Raw genomic sequence first — 26,199 nt, forward strand, 5'->3', positions numbered from 1 at the left:
GTGGCGGTCGGTAACGACGCCCTGCCGGTGCTGCACCCGGTGCCCGGCGTGCGCCTCGCCGCCGCGGCCGCCGGGGTGAGCAAGCCGAACCGGCGCGACCTCGCACTCATCGAGCTCGCACCCGGCGGCACTGCCGCCGCCGTGTTCACCGAGAACCGTTTCCGTGCGGCGCCGGTGGTGCGCGCCGAGGCGAACCTCGCGGCGATGGCGCCGCGCTATCTGCTCGTCAACACGGGCAATGCCAACGCCGGCACGGGCGAGCGCGGTCACGCGGACGCCCGGCGCTGCTGCGAGGCACTGGCGTCCCTGGTCGGCTGTGCGCCGGAGGCGGTGCTGCCGTTCTCCACCGGCGTGATCGGCGAGCCGCTGCCGGCGGGCCGCATCGAGGCGGGCCTGCCGACGCTCGTGGACGGTCTGCGCGACGATGCCTGGGCGGACGCCGCCGAGGCCATCCTCACCACCGACACGCGGCCCAAGGGGGCCAGCGAGCGCGTGGAGGTCGACGGGCAGACGGTCACCCTCACCGGCATCGCCAAGGGCTCGGGCATGATCCGGCCCAACATGGCGACCATGCTCGCGTTCCTGGCCACCGACGCGGTCATCGAACCGGCGCTTGCGCGGCGCCTGCTCGCCGATGCCGTGGCCGGCAGCTTCAACCGCATCACCGTCGACGGCGACACCTCCACCAACGACGCCTGCACCCTCGTCGCCAGCGGGGACAGTGCCGCCCGCCTCGATCCGGACGCGGATCCCGCGGGTTACGAACGCTTCCGTGCCGCGCTCTCGCGTGTGTGCGAATCCCTGGCGCGGGCCATCGTGCGGGACGGCGAGGGGGCCACCCGCGAGATCGCGGTCACCGTGTGCGGGGCCGGGGATGGCGACGAGGCGGCCCGCGTGGCGTTCGCGGTGGCGGAATCCCCGCTGGTGAAAACCGCCGTGTTCGCGGGCGACCCGAACTGGGGCCGTATCCTCGCCGCGGTCGGCCGCGCGGGCGTGGACGACCTCGACGTCACCCGGGTACGCATCGATCTCGCGGACTACACCATCGCCGACGGCGGTGGCCGCGTTGATGGCTACGAGGAGGCGGAGGCCGCGCGGCGCATGGCCGCGGACGAGCTGCAGATCACCATCGACCTGCGTCGCGGTGAGGCCGTGACCACGGTCTGGGGCTGCGACCTCTCCTACGAGTACGTGCGGATCAACGCCGATTACCGGTCATGAGCCCGGCAGCGGAGACGATTCACGTGGCCGTCGCGGCCATCCGCGGCGGTGACGGCCATGTGCTCATCTCCCGCCGGCCCGACCACCTGCACCAGGGCGGGCTGTGGGAGTTCCCCGGTGGCAAGGTGGAGCCCGGCGAAGCCGTCACCGAGGCGCTCGTCCGCGAGATCCGCGAGGAACTCGATATCACCGTCACGCCACGCCGGCCGCTGATCCGGGTGCCCTTCGATTACCCGGGCCGGCGGGTCGAGCTCGACGTCTGGCTCACGGTGCCGCAGCCGGGCGAGACGCCGAGGGCCCTCGAGGTGGCCGAGTGGCGCTGGGTCCCGTCCGCCGGGCTGAGTGCCTACCCGTTCCCGGCCGCCAACACCCCGATCGTCCGGGCGCTGACCCTGCCGGAGCGCTACGCCATCACCCCCGCGGAGGAGGACGGTGATGCGCTGCTGGCCCGCCTCGACCGGGCCCTGGCTTCCGGGCTGGCGCTCGTGCAGTGGCGGCGCGCCACGGCGGACGCGGCGCTGCTGCGAGAGGCGATCCGGCGCTGTCACGCCTCGGGCGCCCGGCTCCTGGTCAATGGCGACCCGGCGGCGGCGCGGGGGGCGGGGGCCGACGGCGTCCACCTGTCCTCGGCACGCCTGCGTTCGCTGGACGCCCGGCCGTTGCCGGCGGACATGCTGGTCGCCGCTTCCTGCCATGGCCCGGAGGAGCTCGATCTCGCCCTGGGCGCGGACGCCGACTTCGTCGTGCTCTCGCCGGTGCGCGCCACGCCGTCCCATCCGCGTGCCCATCCCCTCGGCTGGCCCCGCTTCGCGGAGTGGATCGCGGCGTTCCCGCGCCCGGTCTACGCGCTGGGGGGGATGAGCGTGGCCGACCTGCCGGACGCGCTGGCCGCCCGGGCACAGGGGATCGCCGGCATAAGAGGGCTCTGGTAGGCGCGACGACGGCGGTCTTCCCGGCGGCGGCCGCCGTCAGTTGTCGGCGTCCTCGCCCTCGCCGGGGCTCCACGCGTCCAGGGACGGTTCCCCGGGGATATAGCGCTCGCCCTCTACCCACGCACCGAGATCGATGAGCCGGCAGCGCTCGCTGCAGAACGGGCGGTAAGGCGAGCGCTCGGACCACTCCACGCGGGCACCGCAGTTGGGGCATTGAACCGTGCCCGGGCCGCCGCCCCCGGGCCTGTTGGCGGTCAGATCGCGCATAGCTCCAGCCGGAAGGGTACGTTCTCGTCGGTCTGTTGGGGACGCTCGGTGGCGCCGCCCTGGACCATGAAGCGCACGGTGCAGAAGTGCTTGTTCCCGCTGATCTCCGGGAAGTACGGGGCGTCCGCGGGCAGGGCGACCCGCAGCAGCTGGTACGGCGATCCCCGTTCGAGGGTCCGCTGGTAGCTGCCCCCCTCCGCCTCGAGGGTCACCGGGTCGGCACTCTCGCGCAACAGCGAGAGGATCCGCCGGGTTGACTCGCGCAGGATACCGAAACCGTCGTACCAGCTCTCCAGGTCCTCGCGGCGCCGCTCCGGCGACCGGTTGAGCCACAGGTGATAGCCCGGCAGGTCAAACGCACAGGTCCCGCCCATGATCCCGGAGCGCTGCGCCACGGCCGCGAGGAACTCGTTGTCGCGAACGATGGCGGGTATCCCCGGCGGCGCGGCGCGCAGGCGCTGGGCGAGGTCGCGGCACTCGTCGAGCACCGGTGCGAGCAGTGAGGGATCCACGCCCGGGCGCTTCTCCAGCGCCTCCAGCGAGGTGACCATCTGCTCGAGCTCCTTCTGGATCTCCGAGCGCAGGTCCCCGCGGGAGAGCAGGGCGACGATGTCCACCAGCGTGCCCACCGCGAGCCGACTGTGCCACTCCGTGTCCCCCGTCATCCCGAAGCGGCCCTGGTCGAAGAGGAACTCCAGGCGCAACAGGGTGCGCACCCGTTCGTTGAGCGGGTGTTCGTAGGTGATGCGCGACGAGGAGGATTCACTCATGGTGGACGACCCTGCAGAAACGAGTGGCCTATTGTGACGCAGCGGGCGAGCCGCGACCAACCCGTCGCCACGCGACGTCACCGCAGGGGTTAGCGGCCGCCGGTGGCGAGGGCGAGGTAGCGCTCGTGAAGGGCGTCGACGGCGTCACGCAGCGCCTCCGGCGGCCCGCGGTTGTCGATCACGTCGTCGGCATGGGCGAGCCGGTGCGCGCGCGATGTCTGGGCCGCGAGCGCGGCACGGGCCTGCTCGTGGGTGTGGTCGTCGCGCTCGGCGAGGCGTTCGATCTGATGCGCCTCCTCGACGTCCACCACCGCGACGCGGTCCACCCACTCGTGCCAGCCGGATTCCACCAGCAGCGGCACCACGAGGACAATATACGGTCCCGGGCTGGCCGCGATGCGCTCACGGACGGCCGCCTCGATGCGCGGGTGCAGGATGGACTCCAGGCGCCGCCGGGCAGCCTCATCGTCGAAGATGAGCGCGCGTAGGGCGCGGCGGTCGAGGCAGTGGTCCTGGGTGAGCACGTCCTTGCCGAACGCATCCACCACGGCCGTGAGGCCGTCGGAGCCGGGGCGTACAACCTCGCGGGCGACGGCGTCGGTGTCGATCACGTCGGCGCCACGTCGGGCGAACAGGCGGGCCACCGTCGACTTGCCGCTGGCGATGCCGCCGGTGAGACCGACCACGAACACTAGGCGATCCCCGCGAACTGCAGGTAGGCGTCGATGAGGGCGTCGCCCCACAGCAGTGCCACCCAGCCGGCCGCGGCGAGGTACGGCCCGAACGGGATGGGCTGGTCGCGGTGACGGCCGAGCCCCGCGATGAGCGCGATGCCCACCGCTGCGCCCACGAACGACGAGAGGATGATGACCAGCGGCAGCATCTGCCAGCCGAGCCAGGCGCCGAGCAGGGCGAGGAGCTTGAAGTCGCCGTAGCCCATGCCTTCCTTGCCGGTGATCAGGCGGAAGGCATGATAGACCGCCCAGAGCACCAGGTAGCCGGCGGCGGCCCCGGTGATGGCCGTTGCGGGTCCCACGAACACGGGGACCAGGGCGAGCAGCAGCCCGAGCCACAGCCCGGGGAGGGTCAGGCTGTCCGGCAGGAGGAAGTGGTCCAGGTCGATGACCGTGAGCACGATCAGCCACCAGGTCAGGACCAGCCCGGCGGCGCCGGCGACGGTCCAGCCCAGCTGCCACCAGGTGACCAGCGAGAGCACCGCGGTGAGCCCTTCCACGATCGGGTAACGCGGCGAGATCCGCGCGCCGCAGTCACGGCAGCGGCCACGCAGGAGCAGCCAGCTCACGACGGGGACGTTGTCGCGGGCCCGGACCGGGCGATTGCAGGCGGGGCAGTGCGAGCCCGGGCGGATGAGGTTGAACGGCTCGCGCGCGGGCGGTGGCTCGCCGCGAAGCTCGGCGCACTGGGCCGCCCAGTCCGCCTCCAGCATCCGCGGCACGCGGACGGCGACCACGCTGAGGAAACTGCCCACCGCGAGCCCGACCAGCACTACGAGGGCCGCCTGCAGGCCGGTGTTGGCGGCCAGGAGGTCAAAGAGCGGCATGGGCGCTCAGATCACCTGGCCGAGCTTGAAGATGGGCAGGTACATCGCGATGACCAGCCCGCCCACGAGCACGCCCAGGATGACCATGATGAAGGGCTCCAGGAGGCTGGAGAGGCTGTCGATCGCCGCGTCCACCTCCTCCTCGTAGAACTCTGCGACCTTCGCGAGCATGCTGTCCAGCGAGCCCGCTTCCTCGCCGATGGCGATCATCTGCACCACCATGTGCGGGAATGTCTTGGACTGGTCCGCTGCCCATTGCAGCTGCTGGCCCTGGGCGACTTCCTCGCGCATGCGCAGCACGACGTTGCCGTACACGGAGTTGCCGGTGGCACCGGCCACGGATTCGAGCGCATCCACCAGGGGCACGCCGGCGGCGAACATGGTCGAGAGGGTGCGCGCGAAGCGCGCGATCGCCGCCTTGTGCAGGATCTGGCCGATTACCGGGATGCGCAGCACTACCCGGTCCAGGAAGTGCCGGAATCTCTCCGAGCGCTTGTAGGTCTGTATCGAGGCGATCACCACCGCCACCAGGGCGGCGAGGATGAACAGCCAGTTGTCCCGGGTGAAGTTGGACAGGTCGATGACCATGCGGGTGAACGCGGGCAGGTCGGCGCCGAAGCCCCGGAACAGCGACTCGAACTGCGGCACCACGTAGATCAGCAGGATCGCGGTCACGCCGATGGCCACGCAGACGACGGCCGCCGGGTAGAAAAGCGCCTTTCGGATCTTGCGCTTGATCGACTCGGTCTTCTCCTTGTAAGAGGCGATCTTGTCGAGGAGGGTGTCGAGCACGCCGGCCTGCTCGCCCGCCTCGATGAGGTTGCAGACCAGCTCGTCGAAGTACATCGGGTGCTTGCGCAGCGCATCCGACAGCGGTGTGCCGGACTCGACATCCTCCTTGATGCCGAGCACGAGCTGCTGCATGTTCGGGTTCTCGTGCCCGCGGCCGATGATGTCCAGCGCCTGCACGATGGGCACGCCGGAGTCCAGCATCGTCGCCATCTGGCGCATGAGCACGGCGATATCGCCGGCGCGAATGCGCTTGCGGCGCTGCCCCTCCATGAGCTCGGCGATGGAGGATTTGCGCCGGATCCGCTGCGCGGCGATGCCTTGCTTGCGCAGCGTCGCGCGCAGGCTCGTCGCGCTCTCGGCGCGGGAGTCGCCCTTGACCTTGCGGCCGTTTCGGTCGACCCCTTCCCAGTTGAAGCTGTTGAGCTTGAGCGCCTTGGTCGCCATGGCCTAGTCCACCGTGACCCGGTTGATCTCCTCAAGGCTGGTCACACCTGCGCGAACCTTGTCCAGCCCGGATGTGCGCAGGTCCTTGACGCCTTCGCGCTCGGCCTGTTCCTGCAGCTGCATCGCGTTGCCACCCTCCATGATGATCTGTCCCATCCGCTCCGATACGGGCATGACCTGATAGACGCCCACGCGCCCCTTGTAGCCGGCCGCGCACTGCTCGCAACCCTGTGGGGCGTAGAGGACGAGATCATCTATCTCGTCCTCGCGGAAGCCTTCCTCGAGCAGGGCCTCCCGCGGGATATCCTGGGGCTGTTTGCAGTGGCTGCACAGGCGCCGTGCCAGGCGCTGGGCGATGATGAGATTTACCGACGAGGCGATGTTGTAGCCCGGCACGCCCATGTTGGCGAGACGAGTGAGCGTCTGCGGTGCGTCGTTGGTGTGCAGCGTCGAGAGCACCAGGTGGCCGGTCTGCGCCGCCTTGATCGCGATCTCCGCGGTCTCGAGGTCGCGGATCTCGCCGACCATGATGACGTCGGGGTCCTGGCGCAGGAATGAACGCAGTGCGCCCGCGAAGTGCAACCCGGCCTTGGGGTTGATGTTGACCTGGTTGATACCGCCGACGTTGATCTCGACCGGATCCTCCACGGTGCAGATGTTGCGGTCCGTCGTGTTGAGGATGTTCAGTGCGGTATAGAGCGAAACCGTCTTGCCGGAGCCCGTGGGGCCGGTCACGAGCACCATGCCGTAGGGCTTGTGGATGTACTCGAGGAAGTTGTCCTTCTGCTCCGGCTCGTAACCGAGCTGGTCGATGCCCATCTGCGCCGAGGTCGGGTCGAGGATGCGCAGCACGATCTTCTCGCCGTAGATCGTGGGCAGCGAGCTGACACGGAAGTCGATGGCCCGGCGGCGCGAGAGGTTCATCTTGATGCGCCCGTCCTGGGGCACGCGGCGCTCGGCGATGTCCATGCGAGACATCACCTTCAGCCGCGCCGCGAGGCGGGGCGCGAGCGCACTCGGCGGGCTCGCGACGTTCTGCAGGATGCCGTCCTGGCGGAAGCGGACGCGGTACTCGCGCTCGTAGGGCTCGAAGTGGATGTCCGAGGCACCGCGGTTGATCGCGTCGAGCAGGACCTTGTTGATGAAGCGCACGACCGGGGCATCGTCGGAGTCCGGCGTTGCCGCCCCGGCGTCCTGGCCCTCTTCCTCTTCCTCGCCGCTCGTTGTCTGAAGATGTTCGAGATCCTCGTCCAGGTCGAGGTCGGCGAGGGCGTCACCGGCGTCGTTGAGCGCGTTCTCGATCGCGGCGCCGAGCTTGTCGTCCTCCACGAGCACGGGCTCGGTGATCAGCCCGGTGTGGAACTTGAACTCGTCCAGCGCGCGCAGATTGGTGGGGTCGGAGACGGCGACGAACAGCCGCTTGCCACGGTGCACCAGCGGCAGTGCGCGGTGGTGGCGGATGAGGCGCTCGCGGACCAGCGACACCGCGGTCTGGCCGAGGTCGATGGCATCGAGGTCGATCACGGGGAGGCCGAACTCGTCCGAGCCTGCCGCGGCGATGCGCAGCGGCGCCACCATGCGTTGCTCGACCAGGTAGGTAACGAAGGGCTGTTCGGCCTGCTGGGCCGCGGCGAGCGCTTGCTGAGCCTGCTCGGTTTCAAGCAGACCGTCGCGAACGAGCCGCCCCGCGAGTCCCCCGAGCTTCACCGACGGATTGGCCGTTGCCATAGGCTGTCACCACTTGCCTGATGGAATACGGCGCGAAATGCCCCGGGGTTGGCCGCCCCGTCGCGCCTGTTGCCGACTCCCCTTATGGGGCGACTATACCCGATCGTCCCGTCGACTGTAACCAGCCCCGCCGGGGCCCTGTGCCCGTTTGCCGCAGGTTTTCGCGGCAAAATGGGAACGGGTCGGCACTAATGCGTGTCCTCCTCGACCAGGTTCACGCCGGCGGCCCAGAGCGAAGCGAGCGTGCCGGCGCGGGCGACCGGGGGCGCGATAACCGCGACATCATGGGCGCGGGCGTGCCCGGTAATGGCGCGCAGGGCGGTGTCGTCGAGGACGGAGCCGTCACTGGCGAGCAGCGCCTCATGCAGCCGGATGAAGGCCAGCGGCAGCGCCGCGGCGATCTCCGCGAGGCGTGCGGCGTCCGCGACGCCGGAGACCGCCAGTGGGTCCGGAATGTTCGCGGCGAGGGCCGGGGTGGCGATTTCGGCGGCGGCCACTTCCGGGATGACAGCCCCCTGGGCGACGCCGTGATGGTCGCAGCGCCCGCGCAGCCACCCGGGGTAGGCCGGATCGGCGAACGTGCCGACCCCGAGCGGCACGATGACCGCCGCGATATCGGCGGATGCGGCCAGCCCGTCGAGGACGCACTCCAGGACCTCGCGGTCCAGCCGCATCGCCAGCCGGGAGCCGGCGATGGCGGGACCGTAGTCCCCCGGCGGCAGGGGCGATCCGGCCTCGTCGAGGATACGCGGGTGTACCCGGGCGAGGTGGCTCGTACCGCCGTCGAGACGCGTCAGTGCCGCGCTGCGCGTGGCCAGACGCTCGGCATTCAAGGCGCTCTCGATGCGCCTGCGCCACTCGCCGCTGCTCCTGTGACCCCCCGGTTGGGGGAGCGGGCCGGAGGCGCTTAGAAGGCCCTCCGGATCCGACGCCGGCGTCACTCCGCGGGCATCGACCTGCGCCGATACGGTTGGCGCCGCGCCCTCGGCGGCGTCGGCGAGGCGGGCCGCGAGGTCGCCGCAGGCGCCGGCGGGGACGCCCCGTGCGAGAAACGCGAAGCGGTCGTGCCCGAGCCGGGCGAGGGGGCCCAGCGGCGGCACCGCAGTGTTCATGGCGTCGGCGGCGGTGATGATCGCCGCCTCCTCCTCGGCCGGCGTGTCGCCGTCGGTGGTGAGCGCGATGTGCAGCACGGTGGAGGGGACGCGGTCGGCCGTTGCGGTGGCCGTGGCGACCTCGGCGAGCAGGGCGTCTCCGCGCATCAGGCCGGTGGCCGGGTCGCTGTGTTCAAGCATGCAGGCGTTGGTGATCCGGCGGCGGTTGGCCTGGATCCGACGACGGAGGAGGGGGGCGAGTACGGCCTCGTGGCCGGGCCCCAGAGCCAGGTCGACACCGGGGGGCGGGCACCGCGGCGGGTCACCGGCGTGCAGGGTCGCAAGTACCGGTGCCGTCAGCGACGGACGCTGGCGGATGGCCGGAACCAGCGTGGTCGTGAGCTCGGCGTCGACGATCACGGCGTCCGGCCGCCATCGCTCCAGCCTCAGCAGCAGGGCGTCGTCGTCCGGCTCGAAGGTGGTGACGGCGAGGCCGTCTGTCGCAAGCGCATCCGGAATGGAGGCGGCGGTGCCGATCAGCGCGGTCCGCCCCGGTTCCCCGGTGTCGCCCAGCCCGGCGAGGAGCCGCCGCAGCGGGCCCGGGGCGACGGGCTGTGGCACCACCGCGTCGGCCCCGGCATCGAGGGCGCGGCGATAGCTGCCGACACCCGCATCCGGGACGGCGAGGATGAGCGTGGTGGCGCCGGGGTCTCGGGTTGTCCGCCATGGTGGGCCGTCCTCGCCGGCGGGAGGGTCCACGGCCGCGACGATAACGGCCGGCGGGCGGTGGGCTACTGCGGTCCGGAGCACGGCCGCGCTGGCGAACGCGCGGGCGTGGTGGCCGTGCGCGCGCAGTGCCGCCGCGAGGTGCTGGCTGTCCGTCAGCTGCGACAGGCAGATGTAGATGGTGTCGGGCCGGTCCGTTCCCTGGTCCATGGCGGTCTCTCATGATGGCGTCCCCTGCGGGCGGGGCCCGGTGGCAATGGTGCGTCATTCCCCGTGCGCGGTCGAGCGGACCTTGTGTGCCGAAGGGTGCGGCGTTATGCTCTGAGCGACATATACCCCTCCCACCGGGGGAGGGATTGAGGCCAGGAGGTGAACGATGGAGTTCCAGGTTGAGGGTATGTCCTGCGGTCATTGCGAGAAGGCGGTTCGCGAAGCGGTCGAGGCCGTGCCCGGGGTGGAGTCGGTCACCCGGGTGGACGCGGCGAGCGGTGCCCTGGTGGTGAGCGGCGAGCCGGAGGCCGGGGCAGTGGCCGACGCTGTGCGCGAGGCCGGTTACGACGTGACGGCGCCGTCGTCATGAGCGAGGCCGAGACGCACTGCGGACTGCAGCTCGACGACGGGGTCCGCGAGGACGCCCGTCGCCGTCTGCTGTCCCTGCGCGGGCATGTCGATGGTATCGCCCGCATGCTCGAGCGCGACGAGATCTACTGTGTCGACGTGCTCAAGCAGATCAAGGCGGTGGAGGGCGCCCTCGGCAAGGTCGGGGATCTCGTTCTCCGCAGCCATCTGCGCAACCACGTCACCACCGCCCATGAGCGCGGCGATACCGACCGTATCGTCGAGGAGCTGATGGACGTCCTGAAGTACCGGTGAGCCGACCATGAGCACCACTGTCGATATCCCCGTGGAGGGGATGACCTGCGCGGGCTGTGTCTCCCGCGTCGAGAAATCCCTCGGCGGCGTCTCCGGCGTCAGCGAGGCCAGCGTGAATCTCACCACCGGTAACGCCCGGGTGGCCTTCGACGGGGACCCGGCGGTGGCGGACGCGGTTGCCGCGGTCCGGGACGCCGGCTACGACGTCGCCACCGAGGAGCGGACGTTCACCATCGAGGGCATGACGTGTGCCGGCTGCGTGCGCCGCGTGGAGCGTGCGCTCGCCGCCGTGCCGGGCGTGCTCGAGGCCAGCGTCAATCTGACCCTGGGCAACGCGCGGTTGAACGTCATCCCCCGCGCCGATCTCGACCGCGAGGTCATCGCCGCGGTGGACCGGGCGGGCTACACGGCCAGCCGCGATGCGGACGAGGGGGCGCCCTCGCAGGGAGACCGTGCCGACCCGGAGCTGACGCGGCTGAAGCGCTCGGTGGCGTTCGCGGCAGCGTTCACGGTGCCGCTGGTGATCATCGGCATGGGCAAGATGCTGCCCGGGATCGGTTCGTGGATGCAGTCGGTGATGCCCGAGCGGGCATGGATGTGGCTCGAGCTGGTGCTGGCCTCGCCCGTGCTCTTCTGGGCCGGTGCGCGGTTCTTCCGCGGCGGCGTGGCGGAGCTGCGCCATGCCGCGCCGGGCATGGACAGCCTCGTGATGCTCGGGGCCAGCGCCGCCTGGGGCTATTCGTTCCTCGCGCTGGTGGTGCCCTGGATATTCCCCGAGGGCACGGCGCAGACCTACTTCGAGGCCGCCGGTGTGATCGTCACCCTGATCCTCGTCGGCCGGCTGCTCGAGCACGTCGCCCGCGGGCGGACCTCGGAGGCGATCCGCGGGCTGCTTGCACTGCAGACCCCCACCGCGCGGGTCCGTGACGGCGACGATACCCGGGAGGTCGATGTCTCCGAGGTGAGCGTGGGGGCCGAGGTGGTGGTGCGCCCCGGGGAGCGGGTGCCGCTGGACGGATCCGTGATCGAGGGTCGTTCCTGGGTGGACGAGTCCATGCTCTCCGGCGAGCCCGAGCCTGTGGCGAAGGAGGCGGGTGCCGAGCTCATGGGCGGTACCGTCAACGGCCAGGGCGGGCTGGTGATGCGGGTCAGCCGCGTCGGCGGTGACACGGTGCTCTCCCAGATCATCCGCATGGTGGAGGCCGCGCAGGCCGAGAAGCCGCCGATACAGCGTCTGGCTGACCGGATCGCGGGGGTGTTCGTGCCCCTGGTGCTGGCCGCGGCGGCGATCACCTTCGTCGTCTGGCTGGCGGCCGGGCCCGAGCCGGCGCTGTCCTACGCCTTCGTCACCGCGGTGAGCGTGCTGCTCATCGCCTGCCCCTGCGCCATGGGACTGGCCACGCCCACGGCGATCATGGTCGGTACCGGCCGGGGGGCGCGCATGGGCGTGCTCTTCCGCCGCGGGGCGGCACTGGAGGGCCTGGCGAAGGCGGATACCGTGGTCATGGACAAGACCGGGACCCTGACCCGGGGGCGGCCGGCGGTCACCGACGTGCGCGTGCTCGCCGGCGACGAGGCGACGGTGCTTGCCCGTGTCGCCGCGGTCGAGGCCCTGAGCGAACACCCGGTGGGCGAGGCCGTCGTCGCCGCGGCCCGGGACCGCGGTCTGGAGCCGACGCGCGCCGAGGGCTTCGAGGCGGAGGCCGGCTACGGTGTGCGCGCCCGGGTGGACGGTCACGACATCGCGGTCGGCGCCGAGCGCTACCTCGAACGCCTCGACGTGGCGGCGGGTGATGGCCGGGAAATCGCTTCGACGCTGGCGGCCCGGGGTCGCACCCCGCTCTACGTCGTCGAGGACGGTCAGCTGGTCGCGGTGCTCGGCGTGGCCGATCCGGTCAAGCCGGAGGCGGCGACCGTCGTTTCAGCGCTGCGCGAGCGCGGGCTCACGGTGGCGATGCTTACCGGTGATACCCGTACCACCGCGGAGGCCATCGCCGGGGAGCTGGGGATCGACCGGGTGGTCGCCGAGGTGCTGCCGGCGCAGAAGGCGGACGAGATCCGGCGCCTGCAGGGCGAGGGCCGGCGTGTCCTGTTCGTGGGCGACGGCATCAACGACGCCCCGGCGCTGGCCCAGGCGGATGCCGGTATTGCCGTGGGAACGGGGACGGACGTGGCCATCGAGGCCGGCGATGTGGTCCTGATGCGGGGATCGCTGGACGGGATCGTCAATGCCGTGGCGCTCTCGCGGGCGACCCGGCGGACCATCCTGATGAACTTCGCCTGGGCCTACGGCTACAACGTCGCGCTGATCCCGGTGGCTGCGGGGGTGCTCTGGCCGGTGAGCGGCTTCCTGCTCAACCCGATGCTCGCCGCGGGCGCGATGAGCCTCTCCAGTGTGCTGGTGCTCACCAACTCCCTGCGGCTGCGCCGGTTCCGTGGGCCCATGGGCCCGGGGGAGGCGGGTGAGGCGGCCGGCGGGCGTACGCCGGCCGCCGCGGCCTGATCAGCCGCCGTTGACCTGATCCTTGAAACCCTTGCCGGGGCGGAAGGCGGGAACGCGGCTGGCGGCGATCCGGATGCTCTCGCCGGTCTGGGGGTTGCGCCCGGTCCGGGCCGCGCGCTCGGTCCGGGTGAAACGCCCGAAGCCGGTAACGCTGACATCGGTGCCGTCGGCAACTGTGCCCTGAATGGTGTCGAACAGCGCGTCCACGACCTCGGCGACCGCCTTGCGAGGCAGCTCGTCACAGCGGTCACGTACGGCGTCGATGAGCTCGTTCTTGTTCATCACAGGATTCATTCGCCTCTCTCCCTTCGATTGCTGTCGGAGTCGGATCGCTCGCCACCGGGCGGCGGCAACGCAGGGTCTGTGGCGGAGTTCAGCAGACGCATTGCCGCCGTGTCCAGCGATTCCGCGACGAGTGTGACCGGGACCACATTACAGGAGGGTTTTGGCGACGCTCCAACGAAAAAGGGGCCGGATCCGTCGATCCGGCCCCTTCTCGGGGAATGGTCGGGGTGACTGGATTCGAACCAGCGACTCCTACGTCCCGAACGTAGTGCTCTACCAAGCTGAGCTACACCCCGGATTGTCTGCTAGTGGCGACGGTCGGCAGCGAATCGTGCCAGCTCAGCGAGGGCCTCGCGGAGCCGATCGTCCCTCGCGAAGGTGAGCGCTGCCTCTGCCTGGCGCGCCTCCTCCTCAGCGAGGCGGCGAGTATAGGCAATGGCGTCGGTGTTTGCAATGGCCTCGCAGACCGCGGTGATCCGTTCGCGCCCGCCGGCCTCGATCGCCTCGCGGATGAGTGCCCGGGTATGCTCGTCGCCGACCTCCATGGCCCGGATAAGCGGCATCGTCGGCTTGCCCTCGGCGAGGTCGTCGCCGACGTTCTTGCCGATCTCCGCGGGGTTGCCATCGTAGTCCAGGGCGTCGTCAATGAGCTGGAAGGCGGTCCCCAGGTGGCGGCCGTAGGCCGCCGCCGCGGTGTCGTCGCTGCCGGCGAACAGCGCGGCCAGGCGGCAGCCCGCCTCGAACAGGGCCGCGGTCTTGCGGTAGATGACCTCGCGGTAGCGGGCCTCGTCCACGTCGGCGTCGTGGACGTTAAGCAGCTGCAGCACCTCGCCCTCCGCGATCGTGTTGGTCGCGCGTGCGAAGGTCTCCATGGCCTCGGTGCTGCCGAGCTCCACCATCATCTGGAACGAGCGGGTGTAGAGGAAGTCGCCGACGAGCACGCTCGCCTCGTTGCCCCAGATATGGTTGGCCGTGTCCTGTCCGCGGCGCTGGTCGGAGCCGTCGACCACGTCGTCGTGGAGCAGCGTCGCGGTGTGGATGAGCTCGACGATGGCCGCCAGCGGGATGTGGCGGTCGCCCCCGTAGCCGGCGGCGCGGGCGGTCAGCAGCACCACCATCGGGCGCAGCCGCTTGCCGCCGCTGTTGACGATGTAGGCGCCGAGCTGGTTGATGAGCACCACGTCCGAGCGCAGGCGGTCCTGGATGGCCCGGTCGACGGCCTGCATGTCCTCGGTGACGAGTTCGCGAATGGCGGCGAGATCCATTAAATGGTCCGTCCCGGGCAGCTCCTGGAGTGGTGAGTCGACCGGATGCTAGAGAGGGGGGTGGGGGGTGTCAAGAAAACGCCCGCGGGAGTTGACCTCGCGCGGCGCGAAGCCTATGATTCGCGGTCTTTAGTTTCCCAGACTGCATTAGCAGCGAACCGGATTTGGAGAACGCAGCCATGTACGCCGTGATCAAGACGGGCGGTAAGCAGTATCGCGTCAGCGAGGGCGATGTCCTCCGTGTGGAGAAGATGGAGGCCGAGGCCGGCTCCACGGTCGAGTTCGACCAGGTGCTCATGGTCGGCGGCGACGACGTGAAGGTGGGTTCTCCGCTGGTGGACGGCGGCCGTGTTTCCGCCGAGGTGGTCTCCCACGGCCGTGACCGCAAGGTCGAGGTGGTGAAGTTCAAGCGCCGCCAGGGCTACCACCGCAAGCACGGCCACCGCCAGCACTTCACCGAGGTCAAGATCACCGGCATCAACGCCGGCTGAATCGGAGGTTAACGAGGCATGGCACATAAGAAGGCAGGCGGTAGTACCCGCAACGGTCGCGACTCGGAATCGAAGCGCCTGGGCGTGAAGCGCTTCGGTGGCGAGGCGGTGCGCGCCGGTAATATCATCGTTCGCCAGCGCGGCACGCACTTCCACGCGGGCGCCAACGTCGGCATCGGTCACGACCACACCCTGTTCGCCAAGAGCGACGGTGAGGTCGTGTTCGAGCGCAAGGGGCCGCGCAAGCGGCGCTTCGTGAGCATACGCGCGGCGAGCTGATCGGCGACCGAACGCATCCCGAAAAGCCCCGTCGCAGGACGGGGCTTTTTTTTGCCGGTAAGGGCCGGCTCGAGGTGGCGGTATGAAATTCGTGGACGAGGCGCGTATCCGGGTCGCCGCCGGTGACGGCGGGGACGGCTGCGTGAGCTTCCGGCGGGAGAAGTTCGTCCCCAGGGGCGGGCCTGACGGCGGCGATGGCGGCCGTGGTGGCAGCGTCTACCTGGTCGGCGACGAGGGCCTGAACACCCTCGCGGACTTCCGTCACAGCCGCCGTTACGCGGCCGAGCGCGGTGAGAACGGCCGCGGCCGGCAGATGACGGGACGCAGCGGCGACGACGTCATCGTGCCCGTACCGGTGGGCACCGTCGTCACCGACCGGGAGACCGGCGAGGTGATCGGCGATGTCACCGCCGAGGGCGAGCGGCTGCTCGTCGCCCGCGGCGGTGACGGCGGTGTCGGCAATATCCACTTCAAGAGCTCCACCAACCGTGCCCCCCGGCAGTCGACGCCGGGGCAGGATGGCGAACGCCGCGAGCTCTCGCTGGAGCTGCGCGTGCTCGCCGATGTCGGCCTGCTCGGGCTGCCCAACGCGGGCAAGTCCACCCTGATCCGCGCCGTCTCCGGTGCCCGCCCGCGGGTGGCTGACTACCCCTTTACCACCCTGTATCCCAGCCTGGGCGTGGTCCGCGTGGGACCGGGGCGCAGCTTCGTGATGGCGGACATCCCGGGGCTGATCGAGGGGGCGGCTGAAGGTGCCGGGCTCGGGGTGCGTTTCCTCAAGCACCTGGCGCGTAACCGGCTGCTGCTGCACGTCCTCGACATCGCCTGCATCTACGACGACCGTGACCCCGCCGCCGATGCGCGCTCGGTCGTGGACGAACTCGCCGCGTTCGACCCCGGGCTGGCGGCGCGGGAGCGCTGGCTGGTGCTGAACAAGATCGACCTCATTCCCGCCGACGAGCGCGACGCGGTGGCCGCCGAGATCACCGCGGCGATGGATTGGGAGGGCCCGGTGTTCCTGGTCTCCGGTGAGAGCGGGGAGGGCGCGGACTACCTGTGCCAGCGCGTCATGGACCGCCTGGAGGCGATGCGGGGCGAGGGTGACGCCGATGGATGAGGGTGCGCGCTGGCGCGCCCGGCTGGCCGATACCCGGCGCTGGGTGCTCAAGGTGGGCAGCGCCCTGGTGACCAATGAGGGCCGGGGGCTCGACGGTGAGCGCATCGCCGGCTGGGTGGCTCAGATCGCGGACGCTCATCGCCAGGGGCGGCAGGTCGTGCTGGTCTCCTCCGGCTCCGTCGCCGAGGGCGTGCAGCGCCTTGGCTGGCCCCGTCGGCCGCATGCGCTGCATCAGCTCCAGGCCGCCGCGGCGGTCGGGCAGATGGGGGTGGTCGAGGCCTACGAGCGGGAGTTCCGCCGTTTCGGTCTGCGCACCGCCCAGGTGCTGCTCACCCATGAGGACCTTGCCGACCGTCGCCGCTATCTCAATGCACGCAGCACCCTGCGCACGCTGCTGGCGCTGGGGGTGGTGCCGGTGGTCAACGAGAACGACACGGTCGCCACGGACGAGATCCGCTTCGGTGACAACGACACCCTGGCGGCGCTGGTGACCAACCTGGTCGAGGCGGAGGTGCTGGCGATCCTGACCGATCAGGACGGTCTGTACGATGCCGATCCCCGCCAGAATCCGCGGGCCGCCCTGATCAACGAGGCGGACGCCGCCGATGAGCGCCTGGAGGCGATGTGCTCGGATGCGCCCGGTGCCCTGGGCAGCGGAGGGATGCGCACGAAGGTGACCGCGGCGGCCCGTGCCGCTCGTTCCGGTGCTGTGACCGTGATCGCCTCGGGCCGCCTTCCTGACGTGGTGGCACGAATCGCCGGCGGAGAGCGGCTGGGCACGCTGCTGTGGCCCTCGCGGGAGCGGATGGCGGCGCGCAAGCAGTGGCTGGCCGGCCAGCTGCAGGCGCGGGGGACGCTGTGGCTGGACGCCGGTGCGGCACGGGTGCTGCGCGAGGACGGCCGCAGCCTCCTGCCGGTGGGCGTGACACGGGTGGACGGGCGATTCATGCGCGGTGACATGGTGACCTGTCTCGACCCGGATGGCCGCGAAGTGGCCCGGGGGCTGGTGAACTATGGCTCGGGGGATGCCCGCCGGCTGCGCGGCGTCTCCTCCAGTCGCATCGAGGCCGTACTCGGGTATGTCGACGAGCCCGAGCTCATCCACCGTGACAATCTGGTGCTCTCGGAGGAGAGCTGAGGCGGGTGCCGGTGGGGCGTGTCCGGCGGGCAGGTGGAAACGAAGACGCCGGCCAGCGGCCGGCGTCTTCGTCACGATCAGGCAGGTTCCGGCTTAGCCGAGGGCCTTGATCTTCTTGGCCAGGCGCGCCTTGTGCCGCGCGGCCTTGTTCTTGTGGATCACCCCTTTGGTGGCCATGCGGTCGAGGACCGGGACGGCCGTACTGTAGGCTTCCTCGGCCTTCGCCTTGTCGCCCGCCTCGATCGCCTTGATCACCTGCTTGAGCTGGGAACGCATCATCGAGCGGCGGGCCTGATTGTGGCGACGGCGCTGCTCGGTCTGACGAGCGCGCTTCTGAGCAGAGGCGATGTTAGCCAAGGTCGAACTCCTGCGTGATCCTGTCCACGATAAAGTCGCGTATGATGGCGCCTCGCCCGGTCGGTGTCAATCACGCGCGACGCCCGCGGCGCGCGGGCGCGCGACCGCGTACCGGGCCCGGGCATCGCAGGCGTATACGGAGACAACGGCATGAAGGTAGCGGGCCTGTTCCGGGCGTTGCTGACATTCAGCTCGTGGACGCTGCTCTCGCGGGTCCTGGGGCTGGTGCGCGATATCGTCCTGGGCGTGGTCTTCGGCCCGTCGGCAGGGATGGACGCGTTCCTGGTGGCGTTCAAGATCCCGAACTTCATGCGCCGGCTCTTCGCCGAGGGGGCGTTCTCCCAGGCCTTCGTGCCGGTCCTCTCGGAGTACCACACGCAGAGCACGCCGCAGGAGGTCAGGGCGCTGGTGCGCCGGGCCTCCGGGAGCCTGGCGGTGGTGCTGTTGGCGGTGACCCTCGTGGGGATGGCGGCCTCGCCCTGGCTGGTGCGGGTGTTCGCCCCCGGCTTCGCCGGTGACCCCGAGCGCCTCGCGGCGGCAGCGGGGATGCTGCGGGTGACCTTTCCCTACCTGATGCTGATCTCGCTGACCGCGTGTGCCGGCGCGGTGCTCAACAGCCTGGGCTCGTTCGGTCCGCCTGCGTTCGCGCCGGTACTGCTCAACATCTGCCTGATCGGCGCGGCGCTGATCCTCGGCGACGTGCTCGATCCCGGGGTGGCGGTACTTGCCTGGGCGGTGGCACTCGCCGGGGCGTTGCAGCTGGCGCTGCAGCTGCCGTTCCTCGCCCGCCAGGGGTTGCTGGTGATGCCGCGGCCGGATTTCCGCGATCCCGGCGTTCGACGGGTCCTGCGGCTGATGGGGCCCACGCTGTTCGGCACCTCGGTGCAGCAAATCAACCTGCTCGTGGACACAGTGCTGGCGTCGTTCCTGATGACCGGCAGCATCAGCTGGCTGTACTGGTCCGACCGTCTGGTGGAGTTTCCGCTGGGCATCTTTGGCGTCGCCCTCGGCACGGTGATCCTGCCGCGGCTGTCTCGGGATCACACCGGCGCCGGGCCGGAGGCGTTCAACGCGACCCTCGACTGGGCCCTGCGGCTCACGCTGGTGCTCATCGTCCCGGCGACCGTGGGGCTGATGGCGCTGGCCGCGCCGATGCTGGCGACGTTGTTCCAGTACGGCGCCTTCGGGGCCCGCGATGTCCAGGCGGCGAGCTTCAGCCTGCTCACCTACGGGGTGGGGCTGTTCCCCTTCGTGCTGGTCAAGGTCCTGCTGCCCGGCTATTTCGCCCGCCAGGACACGCGCACACCGGTGCGTTACGCGGTGGTCGCGATGGTGGTAAACGCGGTGTTCAGCATCGCCGCCGTGGCGCTGCTGTACGGCAGCGGCGTTGCCCACGCCGGGCTGGCCCTGGGTACGGCCCTGGCCGCGGGGGTGAACGCCGGACTGCTCGTGCGCGGGCTGCGCCGGCGCGGCGTCTACCGGCCGCAGGCCGGCTGGCCGCGCCTGCGCCGGCAGGTCGGTCTGGCGGTCCTGGTGATGCTCGCCGTACTCTACTGGCCGGCCCGCCAGCTCGACGCCTGGATCGCGGCGGGACCGGGGCTGCGGGTGGCCGCGCTGGCGGGCTGCATCGTGGTGGCGGCGGTGGCGTATTTTGCCGTGCTCCTCGCCCTCGGTCTGCGCCCGGCGATGCTGCGCGAGCCGCCGTCGTCGGAGGTTCGGACGCCGGCGGGGTAGACCGGCCGCGCCCGGCGGCGGGCCGTCTTCACGGACGGGTGCCGGTCGGGACTCCGGCTCCCGGGAGGCGGCCCGGACTGTCGCACGCCTGCGGCGCACGACCTACCTGCGGGTTCCGGCCGGGATATACCGTGCCATCTGTAGGTCGGCTGCTCCTGGCAGCCAACAGCTTCCGGGCCCGTGTCGGAACCTGCGCATGGCCGGTCCACGGCGGGTCTGGCGGAACGTCGGCTGCCTGCGAGCAGCCGACCTACCGGCGGCAACATACAAGGTCATGCGTGGTCGCAGGCCGTGTGCGACGTCCCCGCCGGTTCCGGCCGGGGTGCCGTGCCACCGGTAGGTTGGCTGCTCCTGGCAGCCAACAGCTTCCGGGCCCGTGTCGGAACCTGCGCATGGCCGGTCCACGGCGGGTCTGGCGGAACGTCGGCTGCCTGCGAGCAGCCGACCTACCGGCGGCAACATACAAGGTCATGCGTGGTCGCAGGCCGTGTGCGACGTCCCCGCCGGTTCCGGCCGGGATGCCGTGCCACCGGTAGGTTGGCTGCTCCTGGCAGCCAACATCTTCCGGGCCCGTGTCGGATACCTGTACATGACCGGCCCAAGGCGGGTTGGGCCGGGATCTTGGCTGTGCTCAGCAGCCAGCCCACGGGCCCCCTGCGGCCAGGGCCTCCACGCACGGGTCCCGGTCAGGGTGTCGGTGGCCGGACGTAACCGGCCCGCGGTGGCGGTGCGGGCCGTCGTCGGCGTTCGGCAGATACGCTGAACCGGCGTTACGCCGGGCCGGCGGCGGCCCACGACTTTCACCGCGCAGTGAATCCACCGTAGAATACAGGGATTTGGGGACCGGCACGGCATGGAGCTCATCCGGGGCAGCCACAATCTAGTGCACCGGCACCACGGTTGCGTCGCCACCATCGGCAATTTCGATGGCGTGCACCGTGGCCATCATGCCGTGATCGCGCGTCTGCGCGAGCGCGCGGACGCGCTCGGGCTGCCGGCGACGGTGGTGACCTTCGAGCCCCACCCGCTGGAGTTCTTCGTGCCCGAGCGTGCGCCGCCGCGTATCACCGGGCTGCGCGACAAGCTCGCCGCGTTGCACGGCTGCGGCATCGACCGGGTCGTTTGCCTGCGCTTCGGCCGAGGCCTGGCGGATATGCCGGCGGAGGCGTTCATCGATGATCTGCTGGTGCGGCGGCTCGGCGTGCGGTTCCTGATGGTGGGCGACGACTTCCGCTTCGGCCACGGCAGGCGGGGCGGTTTCGAGATGCTGCGCACGGCGGGCGAGACGAACGGCTTCGAGGTGGAACGGATGCCGACGGTAGTCGACGGCGGCAGCCGGGTTTCGAGCACCCGGGTCCGGGAGGCGCTGGGATCGGGTGACCTCGCCACGGCGGGCCGGCTGCTCGGACGGGCCTACACCATCAGTGGCCGGGTCGCCCGCGGGGACGCGATCGGCCGGGAGCTCGGCTGGCGTACCGCGAACATCCGTTTCCGGCGTTCGCCGCCGCCGGTGCACGGCATATTTGCGGTGACCCTGGACGGTCTTGGCCGGCGGCAGGAGGGGGTGGCCAGCGTCGGCACGCGGCCCACGGTCAACGGTCGGGCCACGCTGCTGGAAACCCACCTCTTCGATTTCGACGGCGACATCTACGGCGCCCACGTCGCCGTGACCTTCCGGGCGTTCCTGCGTGGCGAGGAGCGTTTCGACACCATGGAGGCGCTGCGCGAGCAGATCGCGCGCGACGCCGACGCGGCGCGGGCCTGGTTCGCCGGGCAGCCCGACAACCCGTCATCGACACAGGATCGCAGGACGACGTCGTGACCGATTACAAAGACACCCTGAATCTGCCCAAGACGGACTTCCCCATGCGCGCCAACCTCGCCAAGCGCGAGCCCGACCGGGTGGCGCGCTGGAACGATGAGGGCCTGTACCGGCGCATCCGCGAGCAGCGCGCCGGGCGCGAGCGCTTCATCCTCCACGACGGCCCGCCCTACGCCAACGGCGAGATCCATATCGGCCACGCGGTCAACAAGATCCTCAAGGACATCATCGTCAAGGCGCGCACCCTGGACGGCTACGACGCCCCTTACGTCCCCGGGTGGGACTGCCACGGCCTGCCCATCGAGCACAAGGTCGAGCAGGACATCGGCAAGGCCGGCGAGGACGTCTCCGACGCCGACTTCCGGGCGGCCTGCCGACGCTTCGCGGAGGCGCAGGTGACCGGGCAGAAGGCGGACTTCCAGCGCCTCGGCGTGATCGGGGACTGGGACGATCCGTACCTGACCATGAACTTCCGCACCGAGGCGGACATCCTGCGCGCGCTCGGGCGCATCGTCGGCAACGGGCACCTCAAGCGCGGCTTCAAGCCCGTGCACTGGTGCACCGACTGCGGCTCGGCACTGGCGGAGGCCGAGGTCGAGTACGACGACCACGTCTCCCCGGCGATCGATGTGCGGTTCACCGCGGTGGACGGCGACGCGCTGCGCCGTGCCTGTGGCGCCGAGGGCATGGAGCCGCAGGCCGCCGCGTCGCTGGTGATCTGGACGACGACCCCGTGGACGCTGCCGGCAAACCAGGCGGTGGCCGTCCACCCGGAGCTGGATTACGTGCTGGTCTCCGCCGACCACGGCCGCGAGCTGCTTCTGCTGGCGGAGGCCCTGCACGAGACGGCGCTGGCGCGCTACGGCATCGAGCACTACGGCATTGTCGGGCGTTGCCTGGGCCGGGACCTCGAGGGACTGGCGCTGCGTCACCCGTTCCTGGACCGGCGGGTGCCCGTGGTCGTCGGCGAGCACGTCACCACCGAGGCGGGCACGGGTGCCGTGCATACCGCGCCGGGTCATGGTGCCGATGACTTCGAGGTGGGCCAGCGCTACGACCTGCCGCTGGAGAACCCGGTTGGCGATGACGGCCGCTTCCTCCCCGGGACCGAGCGTTTCGCCGGGCTGTTCGTCTTCGATGCCAACCCGAAGATCGTCGAGACCCTGCGCGAGACCGGGACGCTGCTCAACGTCGAGCGCTACGAGCACAGCTATCCCCACTGCTGGCGGCACAAGACCCCGATCCTCTTCCGCGCCACGCCCCAGTGGTTCCTCAACCTGGAGGCCAACGGGGTGCGCGAGAAGACCCTGGAGGCCCTGCCCACGGTGCGCTGGTTCCCCGACTGGGGTGAGGGCCGCATGGCGGCGATGGTGCGCAACCGCCCGGAGTGGTGCATCTCGCGCCAGCGCAACTGGGGCGTGCCCATCGCGCTGTTCGTCGACCGCGAGACCGGTGAGCCCCACCCGCGCACCGACGAGTTCATCGAGGCGGTGGCCCAGCGCATGGAGCAGCGCGGCATCGACGCCTGGTTCGAGCTCGATCCCGCGGCGCTGCTCGGCGACGACGCCCCGCGCTACGAGAAGGTCACCGACATCCTGGACGTGTGGTTCGACTCCGGGACCACCCACGCCTCCGTGCTGGAGTCGCGCCCGGAGCTCGCCAAGCCGGCGGACCTCTACCTGGAGGGCTCCGACCAGTATCGCGGCTGGTTCCAGTCGTCGCTGCTCACCGGCATGATGCTCGACGGCCGGCCGCCCTACCGGGGGACGCTCACCCACGGCTTCACCGTGGACGAGAAGGGCTACAAGATGTCCAAGTCGCGGGGCAACGTCATCGCCCCGCAGACGGTGATGAACAAGCTCGGTGCCGATATCCTGCGGCTCTGGGTGGGCTCCACGGACTATACCGGCGAGATCGCCGTCTCCGACGAGATCCTCAAGCGCACCGCCGACAGCTACCGGCGCATGCGCAACACCGCCCGCTTCCTTCTCGCCAATCTGGCGGGGTTCGACCCGGCCACCGACTGCGTCGAGCCGGAGCGCATGCTGGCGCTGGACCGCTGGGCGGTGGACCGGGCGCTGGAGGTCCAGCGCGAGGTGGTCGCCGCCTACGACGTCTACGACTTCCACCAGGTCACCCAGCGCGTGCACCACTTCTGCGTGCTGGACATGGGCGGCTTCTACCTCGACGTGATCAAGGACCGCCAGTACACCACCCAGAGCGACAGCCTCGCCCGGCGCTCCTGCCAGACGGCGATGTACCACATCGTCGAGGCGCTGGCGCGCTGGATCGCGCCGATCCTCTCGTTCACCGCCGACGAGCTCTGGGCCCACATCCCGGGTGAGCGGGGCGAGGGCGCGGGCGCGGGCGCGGTGTTCACGGCGGAGTGGTACGACCAGCTCGTCCCGCTGGAGGGCGAGGCCTTCGACCGCGGCTTCTGGCAGCGGGTACTGGGCCTGCGCGAGGCGGTGGCCAAGCGCATCGAGGAGCTGCGCAACGACAAGGTCCTGGGTGCCACCCTGGAGGCCGAGGTCGAGCTCTACTGCCCGGAGCCGCTGTACAGCGAGTGGCAGCAGCTCGGCGATGAGCTGCGCTTCCTGCTGATCACTTCCGCGGCGCGGGTGCACCCGGCGGAGGCCCGTCCGGAGGGCGCGATGACCGCGAGCCTCCCCGATGGTACGGAGTTCGGCGTGGTGGTCTCGGCCACCGAGCACGCCAAGTGCGTGCGCTGCTGGCACCACACGCCGGACGTGGGCCGCAACGCCGATCATCCGGAGCTGTGCGGCCGCTGCGTGGCCAACGTGGCCGGCGAGGGCGAGGAACGGCTGTATGCCTAGCCACGCGGTGGCGCCCGCCGTGTGTCCGTCGCACGCCTCCGGCGCACGACCTACGCGGTCCCCAGTGGTCGTCCAGCGGGTAGGTCGTGCACGGCCAAAGGCCGTGTGCGACAGCGCGGCCCTGCGGCAGGTCAGGGCGTCGCAAGTACGTCGTGCACGGCCGCAGGCCGTGTGCGAGAGCCCAACACCGCGGCAGGTCGGAATGTCGCACGGCCCCGTCGCGCGACCTGCTTGGTCGACGGCGGATAGCGGTCGGGTAGGTCGTGCACCGCCAAAGGCCGTGTGCGACAGCCCCGCGTCGCGGCGCCTGGTCCGCGCGCGGTGCATCATCGACTCGATCCATGGTGATGCTCGCGCGGGTAGGTCGTGCACGGCCACAGGCCGTGTGCGACATCGCCTCCTTCGCTGTGCCGTGCCCGCCGCGAGGCCCGCCTTGTCACACCGGGAATCCGATCCATGCTGCGCTTCGGCCTGATCATCGCCGCCGTCGTCCTGGTCGCCGATCAGGCGACGAAGTACTGGGCGGCAACGGCACTGATGCCCTATCGTCCGGTGCCCGTGATGCCGTCGTTCAACCTCACGCTCTCGTTCAACACCGGTGCGGCGTTCAGCCTGCTCGCCGACGGCAGCGGCTGGCAGCGCTGGCTTTTTACCGCCCTGGCGCTGGCGGTGAGTGTCTACCTGATCTGGTGGCTGCGTGCGCTGCGGCCCGGTGAGCGGCTGGTCGCCGCGGCACTCGGCCTGGTGCTCGGGGGCGCGCTGGGCAACGTGCTGGACCGCATGGTCCACGGGTACGTCATCGATTTCCTGGACGTTTATGCCGGCAACTGGCACTGGCCGGCCTTCAACGTGGCCGACAGCGCCATCTCCGTGGGTGTGGCGATGCTGGTGATCAGTGTCGTCCTGGGCCGGCGGGTGTGAGCCTTCTAGGCGAGGCTCCGGCGCTCGTGAGACAATCCGCCCACATACGCGAGGCGACTGCCACCATGCCCGAGATACTGCTTGCCAACCCCCGCGGCTTCTGCGCCGGCGTCGACCGGGCGATCAGCATCGTCGAGCGGGCGCTGGAGTGTTTCGGCGCCCCGATCTACGTCCGCCACGAGGTCGTGCACAATCGCACCGTTGTCGAGGATCTCCGCGGCAAGGGCGCGGTGTTCGTCGAGGAACTCGACGAGGTCCCTTCCGGTGCGACCGTCATCTTCAGTGCCCACGGCGTTTCCCAGGCGGTGCGGGAGGAGGCGGACCGTCGCGGCCTGCGCGTGTTCGATGCGACCTGCCCACTGGTCACCAAGGTCCACATCGAGGTGCAGAAGCATGCCAGCGAAGGGCGGGAGGTGGTGCTCATCGGCCATGACGGCCATCCGGAAGTGGAGGGCACCATCGGCCAGTACGTAGGCGAGGGCGCGGACCGCGGCGCGATCTACCTGGTGGAGACGCCCGACGACGTCGCCCGCATGGACGTCCGCAACCCGGACGAGCTCGCCTTTGTCAGCCAGACGACCCTGTCGATGGATGATACCGGGCAGGTCATCGACGCCCTGCGCGAGCGCTTCCCGCGTATCCACGGGCCGCGCAAGGACGATATCTGCTACGCGACCCAGAACCGCCAGGATGCCGTCAAGGACCTCGCCGCGCAGGTCGACTGCATGATCGTCGTGGGCTCCCAGAACAGTTCCAATACGCGCCGGCTCAAGGAGCTCGCCGAGCGCATGGGGGTCACCGCGTACCAGATCGACGGCCCTGACGACCTGCGCCGGGAGTGGCTTGACGGTGCCGAACGTATCGGCGTCACCGCCGGGGCGTCGGCACCGGAGGTCCTGGTGAAGGGGGTCGTGGACCGCCTCGTCGCCTGGGGCGGCACCCGGCCGGCGGAACAGGCCGGTCACACCGAGGAGGTCGTCTTCTCCCTGCCCCGGGATCTCATGCGAGAGATCAGACGGCGGAGTGCGTAGCCACGACTTTCGCG

24 protein-coding genes and 1 tRNA gene are annotated in these 26,199 nt (G+C 70.5%); 14 read left to right on the top strand and 11 right to left on the bottom strand.

What is annotated here, in order from left to right; genetic code table 11:
* Positions 1 to 1,221 (top strand): bifunctional glutamate N-acetyltransferase/amino-acid acetyltransferase ArgJ, encoded by a 1,221-nt coding sequence (gene argJ, locus C516_RS0105205; protein WP_018717301.1) that lies wholly within the window; start codon positions 1 to 3, stop codon positions 1,219 to 1,221.
* Positions 1,218 to 2,153: a Nudix family hydrolase gene (locus C516_RS0105210; protein ID WP_040409245.1), complete on the top strand. Its 936-nt coding sequence runs from the start codon at positions 1,218 to 1,220 to the stop codon at positions 2,151 to 2,153. Before argJ ends, C516_RS0105210 begins: the two co-directional genes overlap by 4 nt.
* A gap of 36 nt (positions 2,154 to 2,189) precedes the next feature.
* Here the strand turns inward: C516_RS0105210 and yacG are convergent, their stop codons facing one another.
* The 7 genes from yacG to C516_RS0105245 all read right to left on the bottom strand — a co-directional run bounded on the left by yacG (position 2,190) and on the right by C516_RS0105245 (position 9,742).
* Positions 2,190 to 2,420 (bottom strand): DNA gyrase inhibitor YacG, encoded by a 231-nt coding sequence (gene yacG / locus C516_RS0105215; protein ID WP_018717303.1) that lies wholly within the window; start codon positions 2,418 to 2,420, stop codon positions 2,190 to 2,192.
* Positions 2,408 to 3,190, bottom strand: a complete 783-nt coding sequence (zapD, locus tag C516_RS0105220; protein ID WP_018717304.1) for a cell division protein ZapD — start codon at positions 3,188 to 3,190, stop codon at positions 2,408 to 2,410. The genes yacG and zapD overlap by 13 nt, the downstream gene beginning before the upstream one ends.
* A gap of 89 nt (positions 3,191 to 3,279) precedes the next feature.
* Complete coding sequence (gene coaE / locus C516_RS0105225; RefSeq protein WP_018717305.1) at positions 3,280 to 3,882, bottom strand: dephospho-CoA kinase; 603 nt, start codon at positions 3,880 to 3,882, stop codon at positions 3,280 to 3,282.
* Entirely contained in the window at positions 3,882 to 4,751 is an 870-nt protein-coding gene (locus C516_RS0105230; protein WP_018717306.1) for a prepilin peptidase, read from the bottom strand. The genes coaE and C516_RS0105230 overlap by 1 nt, the downstream gene beginning before the upstream one ends.
* 6 nt (positions 4,752 to 4,757) lie before the next feature.
* A complete protein-coding gene (locus tag C516_RS0105235) occupies positions 4,758 to 5,987 on the bottom strand; it encodes a type II secretion system F family protein (protein WP_018717307.1) in 1,230 nt (409 codons plus the stop codon).
* Between the two features lie 3 nt (positions 5,988 to 5,990).
* A complete protein-coding gene (pilB, locus tag C516_RS0105240) occupies positions 5,991 to 7,715 on the bottom strand; it encodes a type IV-A pilus assembly ATPase PilB (RefSeq protein WP_018717308.1) in 1,725 nt (574 codons plus the stop codon).
* 188 nt (positions 7,716 to 7,903) lie between these two features.
* Complete coding sequence (locus C516_RS0105245) at positions 7,904 to 9,742, bottom strand: EAL domain-containing protein (protein WP_018717309.1); 1,839 nt, start codon at positions 9,740 to 9,742, stop codon at positions 7,904 to 7,906.
* A 166-nt stretch (positions 9,743 to 9,908) separates the two neighbouring features.
* Here C516_RS0105245 and C516_RS0105250 point away from each other — a divergent pair, with 166 nt between their 5' ends.
* Genes C516_RS0105250 through C516_RS0105260 form a run of 3 tightly spaced genes read left to right on the top strand, consistent with a single transcriptional unit; the run spans position 9,909 to position 12,908 of the window.
* Positions 9,909 to 10,112, top strand: coding sequence for a heavy-metal-associated domain-containing protein (locus tag C516_RS0105250; RefSeq protein ID WP_018717310.1), 204 nt, complete (start codon positions 9,909 to 9,911; stop codon positions 10,110 to 10,112).
* Positions 10,109 to 10,405, top strand: a complete 297-nt coding sequence (locus tag C516_RS0105255) for a metal-sensitive transcriptional regulator (protein ID WP_018717311.1) — start codon at positions 10,109 to 10,111, stop codon at positions 10,403 to 10,405. Before C516_RS0105250 ends, C516_RS0105255 begins: the two co-directional genes overlap by 4 nt.
* Before the next feature lie 7 nt (positions 10,406 to 10,412).
* Entirely contained in the window at positions 10,413 to 12,908 is a 2,496-nt protein-coding gene (locus tag C516_RS0105260) for a heavy metal translocating P-type ATPase (protein WP_018717312.1), read from the top strand.
* Here the strand turns inward: C516_RS0105260 and C516_RS0105265 are convergent, their stop codons facing one another.
* The 3 genes from C516_RS0105265 to C516_RS0105275 all read right to left on the bottom strand — a co-directional run bounded on the left by C516_RS0105265 (position 12,909) and on the right by C516_RS0105275 (position 14,458).
* Complete coding sequence (locus tag C516_RS0105265) at positions 12,909 to 13,202, bottom strand: HU family DNA-binding protein (RefSeq protein ID WP_018717313.1); 294 nt, start codon at positions 13,200 to 13,202, stop codon at positions 12,909 to 12,911.
* Between the two features lie 210 nt (positions 13,203 to 13,412).
* Positions 13,413 to 13,489, bottom strand: a tRNA-Pro gene (locus C516_RS0105270).
* 9 nt (positions 13,490 to 13,498) lie between these two features.
* Positions 13,499 to 14,458 (bottom strand): polyprenyl synthetase family protein, encoded by a 960-nt coding sequence (locus C516_RS0105275; protein WP_018717314.1) that lies wholly within the window; start codon positions 14,456 to 14,458, stop codon positions 13,499 to 13,501.
* A 179-nt stretch (positions 14,459 to 14,637) separates the two neighbouring features.
* Between C516_RS0105275 and rplU the strand changes: the two genes are divergently transcribed.
* The 4 genes from rplU to proB all read left to right on the top strand — a co-directional run bounded on the left by rplU (position 14,638) and on the right by proB (position 17,483).
* Complete coding sequence (rplU, locus tag C516_RS0105280; protein WP_018717315.1) at positions 14,638 to 14,949, top strand: 50S ribosomal protein L21; 312 nt, start codon at positions 14,638 to 14,640, stop codon at positions 14,947 to 14,949.
* Positions 14,950 to 14,967: 18 nt separating this feature from the next.
* Positions 14,968 to 15,228, top strand: coding sequence for a 50S ribosomal protein L27 (rpmA, locus tag C516_RS0105285; protein WP_018717316.1), 261 nt, complete (start codon positions 14,968 to 14,970; stop codon positions 15,226 to 15,228).
* A gap of 82 nt (positions 15,229 to 15,310) precedes the next feature.
* Positions 15,311 to 16,345 carry an Obg family GTPase CgtA gene (cgtA, locus tag C516_RS0105290; RefSeq protein WP_018717317.1) on the top strand — a complete coding sequence of 345 codons (1,035 nt, stop codon included), beginning with the start codon at positions 15,311 to 15,313 and terminating at the stop codon, positions 16,343 to 16,345.
* Complete coding sequence (proB, locus tag C516_RS0105295) at positions 16,338 to 17,483, top strand: glutamate 5-kinase (RefSeq protein WP_018717318.1); 1,146 nt, start codon at positions 16,338 to 16,340, stop codon at positions 17,481 to 17,483. Before cgtA ends, proB begins: the two co-directional genes overlap by 8 nt.
* A 93-nt stretch (positions 17,484 to 17,576) precedes the next feature.
* Here the strand turns inward: proB and rpsT are convergent, their stop codons facing one another.
* The gene (gene rpsT / locus C516_RS0105300; protein ID WP_026320962.1) at positions 17,577 to 17,840 is read right to left on the bottom strand and encodes a 30S ribosomal protein S20; all 264 of its coding nucleotides are present in this window, start codon (positions 17,838 to 17,840) and stop codon (positions 17,577 to 17,579) included.
* Between the two features lie 150 nt (positions 17,841 to 17,990).
* Between rpsT and murJ the strand changes: the two genes are divergently transcribed.
* The 5 genes from murJ (at position 17,991) to ispH (ending at position 26,185) form a co-directional block, all read left to right on the top strand.
* Positions 17,991 to 19,574, top strand: coding sequence for a murein biosynthesis integral membrane protein MurJ (gene murJ, locus C516_RS0105305; protein ID WP_018717320.1), 1,584 nt, complete (start codon positions 17,991 to 17,993; stop codon positions 19,572 to 19,574).
* Positions 19,575 to 20,427: 853 nt separating this feature from the next.
* On the top strand, positions 20,428 to 21,396 hold the full coding sequence (gene ribF / locus C516_RS18615) for a bifunctional riboflavin kinase/FAD synthetase (protein WP_018717321.1): 969 nt from the start codon (positions 20,428 to 20,430) through the stop codon (positions 21,394 to 21,396).
* On the top strand, positions 21,393 to 24,233 hold the full coding sequence (gene ileS, locus C516_RS0105315; protein WP_018717322.1) for an isoleucine--tRNA ligase: 2,841 nt from the start codon (positions 21,393 to 21,395) through the stop codon (positions 24,231 to 24,233). Before ribF ends, ileS begins: the two co-directional genes overlap by 4 nt.
* A gap of 456 nt (positions 24,234 to 24,689) precedes the next feature.
* On the top strand, positions 24,690 to 25,154 hold the full coding sequence (gene lspA / locus C516_RS0105325) for a signal peptidase II (RefSeq protein WP_018717323.1): 465 nt from the start codon (positions 24,690 to 24,692) through the stop codon (positions 25,152 to 25,154).
* Between the two features lie 65 nt (positions 25,155 to 25,219).
* Positions 25,220 to 26,185: a 4-hydroxy-3-methylbut-2-enyl diphosphate reductase gene (gene ispH / locus C516_RS0105330; RefSeq protein ID WP_018717324.1), complete on the top strand. Its 966-nt coding sequence runs from the start codon at positions 25,220 to 25,222 to the stop codon at positions 26,183 to 26,185.
* Positions 26,186 to 26,199: the final 14 nt, after the last annotated feature.

It is taken from the genome of Arhodomonas aquaeolei DSM 8974, from assembly GCF_000374645.1.
GTDB lineage: Bacteria > Pseudomonadota > Gammaproteobacteria > Nitrococcales > Nitrococcaceae > Arhodomonas > Arhodomonas aquaeolei.

Bases quoted from the DNA above. Each gene is read 5' to 3' on its own strand.
- C516_RS0105210 (WP_040409245.1), top strand. From the start codon at position 1,218: ATGAGCCCGGCAGCGGAGACGATTCACGTGGCCGTCGCGGCCATCCGC.
- yacG (WP_018717303.1), bottom strand. From the start codon at position 2,420: ATGCGCGATCTGACCGCCAACAGGCCCGGGGGCGGCGGCCCGGGCACG.
- zapD (WP_018717304.1), bottom strand. From the start codon at position 3,190: ATGAGTGAATCCTCCTCGTCGCGCATCACCTACGAACACCCGCTCAAC.
- C516_RS0105230 (WP_018717306.1), bottom strand. From the start codon at position 4,751: ATGCCGCTCTTTGACCTCCTGGCCGCCAACACCGGCCTGCAGGCGGCC.
- C516_RS0105235 (WP_018717307.1), bottom strand. From the start codon at position 5,987: ATGGCGACCAAGGCGCTCAAGCTCAACAGCTTCAACTGGGAAGGGGTC.
- pilB (WP_018717308.1), bottom strand. From the start codon at position 7,715: ATGGCAACGGCCAATCCGTCGGTGAAGCTCGGGGGACTCGCGGGGCGG.
- C516_RS0105245 (WP_018717309.1), bottom strand. From the start codon at position 9,742: ATGGACCAGGGAACGGACCGGCCCGACACCATCTACATCTGCCTGTCG.
- C516_RS0105250 (WP_018717310.1), top strand. From the start codon at position 9,909: ATGGAGTTCCAGGTTGAGGGTATGTCCTGCGGTCATTGCGAGAAGGCG.
- C516_RS0105255 (WP_018717311.1), top strand. From the start codon at position 10,109: ATGAGCGAGGCCGAGACGCACTGCGGACTGCAGCTCGACGACGGGGTC.
- C516_RS0105260 (WP_018717312.1), top strand. From the start codon at position 10,413: ATGAGCACCACTGTCGATATCCCCGTGGAGGGGATGACCTGCGCGGGC.
- C516_RS0105265 (WP_018717313.1), bottom strand. From the start codon at position 13,202: ATGAATCCTGTGATGAACAAGAACGAGCTCATCGACGCCGTACGTGAC.
- C516_RS0105275 (WP_018717314.1), bottom strand. From the start codon at position 14,458: ATGGATCTCGCCGCCATTCGCGAACTCGTCACCGAGGACATGCAGGCC.
- rplU (WP_018717315.1), top strand. From the start codon at position 14,638: ATGTACGCCGTGATCAAGACGGGCGGTAAGCAGTATCGCGTCAGCGAG.
- rpmA (WP_018717316.1), top strand. From the start codon at position 14,968: ATGGCACATAAGAAGGCAGGCGGTAGTACCCGCAACGGTCGCGACTCG.
- cgtA (WP_018717317.1), top strand. From the start codon at position 15,311: ATGAAATTCGTGGACGAGGCGCGTATCCGGGTCGCCGCCGGTGACGGC.
- proB (WP_018717318.1), top strand. From the start codon at position 16,338: ATGGATGAGGGTGCGCGCTGGCGCGCCCGGCTGGCCGATACCCGGCGC.
- murJ (WP_018717320.1), top strand. From the start codon at position 17,991: ATGAAGGTAGCGGGCCTGTTCCGGGCGTTGCTGACATTCAGCTCGTGG.
- ribF (WP_018717321.1), top strand. From the start codon at position 20,428: ATGGAGCTCATCCGGGGCAGCCACAATCTAGTGCACCGGCACCACGGT.
- lspA (WP_018717323.1), top strand. From the start codon at position 24,690: ATGCTGCGCTTCGGCCTGATCATCGCCGCCGTCGTCCTGGTCGCCGAT.
- ispH (WP_018717324.1), top strand. From the start codon at position 25,220: ATGCCCGAGATACTGCTTGCCAACCCCCGCGGCTTCTGCGCCGGCGTC.